The 6867-nt window shown below is 40.2% G+C and carries 8 protein-coding genes; 5 read left to right on the forward strand and 3 right to left on the reverse strand.

Annotation, left to right across the window (positions count from 1 at the left end; translation table 11 throughout):
• Positions 1-89: 89 nt before the first annotated feature.
• Positions 90-524, forward strand: a complete 435-nt coding sequence (locus J7E77_RS28130) for a YueI family protein (protein WP_251026883.1) — start codon at positions 90-92, stop codon at positions 522-524.
• 147 nt (positions 525-671) lie between these two features.
• Here the strand turns inward: J7E77_RS28130 and J7E77_RS28135 are convergent, their stop codons facing one another.
• A complete protein-coding gene (locus J7E77_RS28135) occupies positions 672-1124 on the reverse strand; it encodes an OsmC family protein (protein ID WP_214718653.1) in 453 nt (150 codons plus the stop codon).
• A gap of 88 nt (positions 1125-1212) precedes the next feature.
• Between J7E77_RS28135 and J7E77_RS28140 the strand changes: the two genes are divergently transcribed.
• Positions 1213-1707 carry a VanZ family protein gene (locus J7E77_RS28140; protein WP_098934661.1) on the forward strand — a complete coding sequence of 165 codons (495 nt, stop codon included), beginning with the start codon at positions 1213-1215 and terminating at the stop codon, positions 1705-1707.
• Positions 1708-1746: 39 nt separating this feature from the next.
• Here the strand turns inward: J7E77_RS28140 and J7E77_RS28145 are convergent, their stop codons facing one another.
• Positions 1747-2403, reverse strand: a complete 657-nt coding sequence (locus J7E77_RS28145) for a lysozyme family protein (protein ID WP_214718654.1) — start codon at positions 2401-2403, stop codon at positions 1747-1749.
• Positions 2404-2640: 237 nt separating this feature from the next.
• Here J7E77_RS28145 and gatC point away from each other — a divergent pair, with 237 nt between their 5' ends.
• From gatC to gatB, 3 genes are read left to right on the forward strand one after another with little or no spacing between them, the layout of a single operon-like run.
• Positions 2641-2940, forward strand: coding sequence for an Asp-tRNA(Asn)/Glu-tRNA(Gln) amidotransferase subunit GatC (gene gatC / locus J7E77_RS28150; RefSeq protein ID WP_088085175.1), 300 nt, complete (start codon positions 2641-2643; stop codon positions 2938-2940).
• Positions 2941-2943: 3 nt separating this feature from the next.
• Positions 2944-4401 (forward strand): Asp-tRNA(Asn)/Glu-tRNA(Gln) amidotransferase subunit GatA, encoded by a 1458-nt coding sequence (gene gatA / locus J7E77_RS28155; protein WP_214718663.1) that lies wholly within the window; start codon positions 2944-2946, stop codon positions 4399-4401.
• Between the two features lie 12 nt (positions 4402-4413).
• Positions 4414-5841 carry an Asp-tRNA(Asn)/Glu-tRNA(Gln) amidotransferase subunit GatB gene (gene gatB / locus J7E77_RS28160; protein ID WP_214718664.1) on the forward strand — a complete coding sequence of 476 codons (1428 nt, stop codon included), beginning with the start codon at positions 4414-4416 and terminating at the stop codon, positions 5839-5841.
• A gap of 896 nt (positions 5842-6737) precedes the next feature.
• Here the strand turns inward: gatB and J7E77_RS28165 are convergent.
• On the reverse strand, positions 6738-6867 hold a 130-nt coding region (locus J7E77_RS28165; protein ID WP_214718670.1), incomplete at its 5' end, for an IS3 family transposase.

Here is a 6867-nt window from a genome sequence, read left to right on the forward strand (position 1 = left end):
TTACAAGCTGCTGAACCCACTTTTTGGAACGGAACGTTTTTTAGAGTATCATCATAGATAATAATAGCCTTTATATGGAGTTGATTGAGTTGAAAAAGACAACCGTTGATGAGGTCTTACAGCAGGGTATCTATGGACCACTTGAAACAAAACCAGATGAGCGGCGGAAATTCTTAGGAACTTTAAGAGAGCGGATTGTGTTGGCTCTTACGAAAAGCCAAGTAGGAGAATCAACAGTATATCCCCAAGTGGAGCAGCATATGAAGGAAAAGCCCCAGTCCCATCTTTTCTTAAATGGAAACATGAATTACGAGGCCCTTTCCAAATATGTAAAGCTGGCCACAAAATATAAGATTGAACATACTATTGTGACCAATAAAGAACACGACACGGAAATCGGCTTGGTGTTAGCTATGGATCATGCAATTGATAAGGAAGATATCTATATAACCAAGAAGGTACCTGCCCAACTGCAGGAAGTTAAAAAAAACAAGGGCTTTTTTTCAAAAATCTTTAAAAAATAAGCAGATGTGATTTCAGAGAACATACGCCTTTAACACCGGAAATCATCAAACCAGAGCCCAAACTGTCCTTATGAGAGGTTCATAAGGACAAAATACCTCATGTACAACCTCCAACTGTCTTTATGACACTATACACTCCTCTGTTTTTCACCCAACTGCCACTTCCACTATAGCTTGCAGTTCGATTTCCACATTTCCCTGAATGGCGCGACTGATCATGCAAGAAGACTCCGCTTTTTTGGCGAGTCTCTTAGCCATCGCCACTTCTTTTTCGGATGCACCTGTTCTCAAGACTACATGTGGTCGGTGAATAATCTTTTTATATGTAAAAACCCCATTGGTGACATCCACAATTCCTTCAGACTCCATCATTAGAGTCTCTTTCTGCAAATGACTACGTTCCATCATCGCTGCAAGTGTGATAATATAGCAGGTCGCGGCAGCCCCAAGCAGCATCTCATCTGGATTAGTGCCGACACCCGGCCCATCCATTCCTAGTGGGATGGAAATCTTTGTTTTTAGATTCCCGGCTTCAATCTCTCCGACATCATTCCGTAATCCCGGCCAGCTCGCCTTTAAATGAAAAATATGTTCAGCCATTCTAAATTCCTCCAATTTGAGTTTTGCTCCCACGTAATTTTAAAAATATGGTATGGTTATTTAGATATGTAAAAATGGAGCAGTGATAATGAAAATTATTTTTAAAATTACCCTTTTCCTAATTCTTTGTTTATATTTAGCGATTCTTTCGAAATTAATTTTGTTTAAATATATCCCGTTATCGGAGATTATTAATCATTTTAACTTTACCTATGATGAATACCACTGGCGGTCGAATAATTTCGTCCCCTTTAAAACCATTAAATTTTATCTGTTTTTAGCAGATATCAATCTAAGTATTCGAATTGAGAACTTAGCAGGGAATGTCATCGGTTTTATGCCGTTTGGATTTATCTTACCATTGCTGGCAAAAAAGTTTCAAAAAATCAGCGCTGTCACCTTTGCTACCTTTTGTTTAAGTCTAACGTTCGAACTGTTGCAGCTCGTATTTGAATTTGGCAGCTTTGATGTGGACGACTTAATTTTAAATACGGCTGGTGGAATTCTTGGTTACCTGCCTATTAAGCTCGTTTTTCTGATCGCCCATTTGAAAAAGAAAAACATAAAAACAACGCAATTTTAGGGGGCAGTTTCAAAGTAAACAAAAACCACCGATGAATCTTCAAAAAGATCCACTGGTGGTTTTTTCAGTGCCGTTTACTGGAACGGTATCTGCTAACAATTGAATATTATTCGTTACCTTTGTGCTATAGGTAAAATCACCATAGCAGTAAGGGTAGCGGAAATTATCTTTATTGCCGCCACAAGTATATATAGCTGGCTTTTCTTTTACCCGCTGGAGGGAGAATTCTTTCGCCAATGCCTCACTATGTTTGCCGCCGTGCTGTGCAACATAGTCAATGTAACCAATTCCCATGTTGTAAGACTGGATAATGGCCTGGAAATCTACCTTTTTCTGATTCCCATAAGTAAGAACGCGCTGAAAATGTTTAACCCCAACCTGAATACTTTTTTTCGGATCTGTAATTGTATTTCTTGCCAAACCAGCCGATTCCGACGACTGCATAGGATCCCCGCCTTTGCCACGGCTTTCCTGCTGCATTAAGGCTACTAGTACTGTCGTATGAGTTTCGAGATTATATTTCGCTAATTCATCATGGATTAAGGGACGATATTTTTTTACATCAGCAAATGGATCAGATTTTTCAAGTTGAAGGGAACCTGCTTGTTGAAAATAATTTTGAAACATGGCCAATCCACAAAAAAGCATAAACAGCATCAAAAAGAGTTTAAATTTCTTCCGTCTTCGTTTTTTCATTCAGAAGCCCTCCCATCCATGACCATTATAAGGGAAGATGCCAAGAATGTCTGTGATGAACTTATTAGAAAAAATATTTGCATTATTAAGAGAGAAATAGAATTAAATTTTTAAAAGTTTGAACAAAAATTGATTTGCTTGCCAATACTGATAGTTGAATCATTGCGGTAATGCGGAAAAGTTTGGTATCATCATTAGTATTGATATGACAAGACAAATGGGATTGGGGGTTATGATATGTCAAGAATTTCAAATGAGCAGGTTAAGCATGTAGCCAACTTGGCACGCTTGGCTATAACAGAGGAAGAAACAGAAAAGTTTACAAAGCAGCTGGATGCGATTATTACCTTTGCTGAGCAGTTAAATGAATTGGACACGGAAAATGTGGAACCTACATACCATGTGCTGGATATGAAAAATGTTTTACGTGAAGATAAATCCAAACAAGGATTAGCGCTTGAAGAGGTACTAAAAAATGCGCCGGAACATCAGGATGGACAGATTAAAGTACCATCGATTATGGGGAAGGAGGATTAAATCGTGAGTTTATTTGACTATAAAGTTGCAGATCTACATGAGCTGCTACATAAAAGGGAACTAAATGTATCCGATCTTGTTGAAGAATCATACAAGAGAATCGGACAAGTCGAGGACAAAGTTCAGGCATTTTTAACATTAGATGAAGAGCGTGCCCGTCAATCAGCAAAAGCATTAGATGAGAAACTTAACACGGATGCGGCAAAAGGTTTGCTATTCGGGATGCCGATTGGCTTAAAAGATAACATGGTTACAAAAGGACTGCGGACAACCTGTGCGAGTAAAATTCTCGAAAACTTTGATCCAATTTATGATGCCACCGTCGTTCAGAAACTGCAGCAGGCAGAAACGGTAACGATTGGGAAGTTAAATATGGATGAATTTGCAATGGGATCTTCAAACGAAAATTCCCATTATCAAACGACACGGAATCCATGGAATCTTGAGACGGTTCCAGGTGGTTCATCAGGCGGTTCAGCAGCATCTGTTGCAGCAGGTGAAGTCCTATTTTCCCTAGGTTCTGATACGGGTGGTTCGATCCGTCAGCCAGCTTCTTTTTGTGGTGTCGTCGGCTTAAAGCCAACCTATGGTCGTGTTTCCCGCTTTGGCCTTGTAGCCTTTGCGTCATCACTTGATCAAATTGGACCGATTACAAGAACCGTTGAGGATAATGCCTACCTGCTTCAAGCGATATCCGGCCTGGATCCAATGGATTCAACCTCAGCAAATGTGGACGTACCCGACTTTGCTAGTGCCTTAACTGGTGACGTAAAGGGTCTTAGAATCGCAGTACCAAAAGAGTATCTTGGTGAAGGTGTCAGCGAATCTGTCCGACAATCCGTCTTAAATGCATTAAAGGTGCTCGAGGGTCTTGGCGCAGTTTGGGAAGAAGTTTCCCTGCCGCACTCGAAGTATGCACTTGCTGCTTACTATTTGCTTTCGTCATCAGAAGCCTCAGCGAACCTCGCCCGTTTCGATGGAGTCCGTTACGGCTATCGTACAAAGGATGCGGAAACGTTAATTGATTTATACAAAAAAACACGAGCAGAAGGTTTCGGTGATGAAGTAAAGCGCCGGATAATGCTTGGAACGTTTGCACTAAGCTCAGGTTACTATGATGCTTATTACAAAAAGGCACAGCAGGTTCGGACATTAATCAAGCAAGACTATGAGAATGTTTTTGCCAAGTATGATGTGATTATTGGCCCGACTACACCAACACCAGCTTTCAAAATTGGTGAAAAAATCGAGGATCCGTTAACGATGTATGCCAATGATATTTTAACGATTCCATTGAACCTTGCAGGCTTACCAGGAATTTCGGTTCCGTGTGGCTTTGATGGCGGGTTGCCGCTAGGCTTACAAATCATCGGCAAGTATTTTGATGAAGCAACAATTTATCGGACAGCACATGCATTTGAACAGGCAACAGACTATCATAAACAGAAACCTGGATTATAGGGGGTGAAGACCGTGGAATTTGAAACAGTGATTGGACTTGAGGTCCATGTTGAGTTAAAAACAGATTCAAAAATTTTCTCGGCGAGCCCAAACCATTTTGGTGCGGAACCGAATACGAATACTAGTGTGATTGACCTTGGTTATCCTGGCGTTTTACCTGTCCTAAATAAAAAAGCGGTAGAATTTGGGATAAAGGCTGCTATGGCCATTAATTGCGAGGTTGCGACCCACACAAAGTTTGACCGCAAAAACTACTTTTACCCGGACAATCCCAAGGCCTATCAGATTTCCCAGTTTGACAAGCCGATTGGGGAACATGGCTATATTGATATTGAGGTAAATGGCTATACAAAGCGAATTGGCATTACGCGAATTCATTTGGAAGAAGATGCAGGAAAGCTGAACCATGGAAAAGGGTATTCACTATGCGATTACAATCGTCAGGGCACCCCTCTCGTTGAAATCGTTTCTGAACCGGATATTCGCACTCCTGATGAGGCATATGCCTATCTTGAAAAATTAAAATCAATTATCCAATATACAGGCGTTTCCGATTGTAAAATGGAAGAGGGCTCACTTCGTTGTGACGCAAATATTTCGATTCGTCCCGTTGGTCAAGAAGAATTCGGAACGAAAACAGAATTGAAAAACCTGAACTCATTTAATTTTGTCCGCAAAGGGCTTGAATACGAAGAGAAGCGTCAACGCGAAGTGGTGTCGGCCGGTGGAACGATTGATCAAGAAACACGCCGCTTTGATGAAGCCACTGGGGCAACCTTGCTGATGAGGGTTAAAGAAGGTTCCGATGATTATCGTTACTTCCCGGAGCCAGATTTAATGGATTTGTACATTGATGAGGACTGGAAAGCACGAATTCGTGCCGAAATCCCTGAACTGCCAGACCAGCGTCAAAAGCGTTATGTAGAAGAGCTTGGGTTACCTGTTTACGACGCAAAAGTTTTAACTGTAACGAAAGAAATGGCTGATTTCTTCGAGGAGACAGTTAATGGTGGTGCGGATGCGAAGCTTGCCTCGAACTGGATAATGGGGGATGTTTCCGCCTACTTGAATGCTGAGCAAAAAGAGCTTCATCAAGTAGCGTTAACACCAGAAGGTCTTGCAAGCATGATTAAGCTAATCGAAAACGGAACAATTTCTTCGAAAATCGCGAAAACTGTTTTTAAAGAATTAATCGAAAACGGCGGCGATGCCGAGCAAATTGTGAAGGACAAGGGGCTTGTCCAGATTTCCGATGAGGGAACACTTCTCAAAATTATTTCTGAAGTGCTGGATGCGAATCCGCAATCGATTGAAGATTTTAAGAATGGGAAAAATAAAGCTGTTGGCTTCTTAGTTGGGCAGTTAATGAAAGCAACTAAGGGCCAGGCCAATCCACAATTGGTCAACCAATTGTTGCAGCAAGAATTACAAAAGCGTTAAATGGAAGCTGGCAGAATCTATTCTGCCAGTTTTTTTATTGTTTGCGTGTTTCGACATTTTTTTCGCCATTTCCCGGGAAAAAATCCTTTTGTTAAAAGGGTTTTTCCCGAGACTAATCAAACGTTTGGTTAGTAAGGAATGATCAGGTATCGTGTCGAAGCATAGGAATTTCCCTAAGATAGTCCTAATATCGACTTGTTTTTTATTTTATTAGAGGTAAATTATCGCTCGGGTCGACAAAGGATTTTCACAATAAATGGCTGGAACCCTTTATTTATATGGTGTCGCGGCTAACTAATCAAACGTTTGGTTAGTTTTTTGGAGCAGTGTAAATTCTACAATCTTTTTTCCGGATTCAGGAGTAAAAGGTTGAGAGGGAGGGCTATTCCGCCTATTTAATTAAACGTTTGATTAGTTTGCAGTTGGTCGAAGGGTGTAAATTTAAAGGGAAATAAGGTGAATGGAAGGCTTAGCTGTCCCAGTTCCCGACAAACTTTTTATAAGATTTCGGAGAAAAACATTGATTTACCGGGGCTGATACCCGTTTTAATCAAACGTTTGGTTAGTTTTATATTTTCGGGAAAATAGTCGAGGTATGTAAAGGAACAAAGGCAAAATAATAGACTGATTAATTCGTTTATTATTCGATACGCTGATAAAATCTAGTTTATCGCTGATAAACTGTGTGAATTCGCTGATAAATGGACTAGATTCGCTGATAAAACCCTCAAATCCGCTGATAAAAAATGAGTGGGGAATAATTACAAACGATATATTATAAAAATCTCCTACTTTTAGTGTGTAAATATTATTTTTTTCTAAAAAAAGCGCAAATACGCAATAAAAAGAGGGTACCTAAAGCTTCTGATGTGACCCCCAAAAGTTAGAGTTTTATGTTAAGCAGCTAATTGGCTGGTATGGATACGGAATTGAACCGGACTCATGCCTGCCAATTTTTGCTTTATACGCTTGTTATTATAATAATTGATATATTCTTCGATTCTCTCTTTTAATTCCTCAAATGGG

Source organism: Bacillus sp. ISL-77 (genome assembly GCF_018613105.1).

Coding starts and splice junctions, on each gene's coding strand:
- J7E77_RS28135 (WP_214718653.1), bottom strand. CDS start 1,124: ATGGCTGAACATATTTTTCATTTAAAGGCGAGCTGGCCGGGATTACGG.
- gatC (WP_088085175.1), top strand. CDS start 2,641: ATGTCAAGAATTTCAAATGAGCAGGTTAAGCATGTAGCCAACTTGGCA.
- J7E77_RS28140 (WP_098934661.1), top strand. CDS start 1,213: ATGAAAATTATTTTTAAAATTACCCTTTTCCTAATTCTTTGTTTATAT.
- J7E77_RS28145 (WP_214718654.1), bottom strand. CDS start 2,403: ATGAAAAAACGAAGACGGAAGAAATTTAAACTCTTTTTGATGCTGTTT.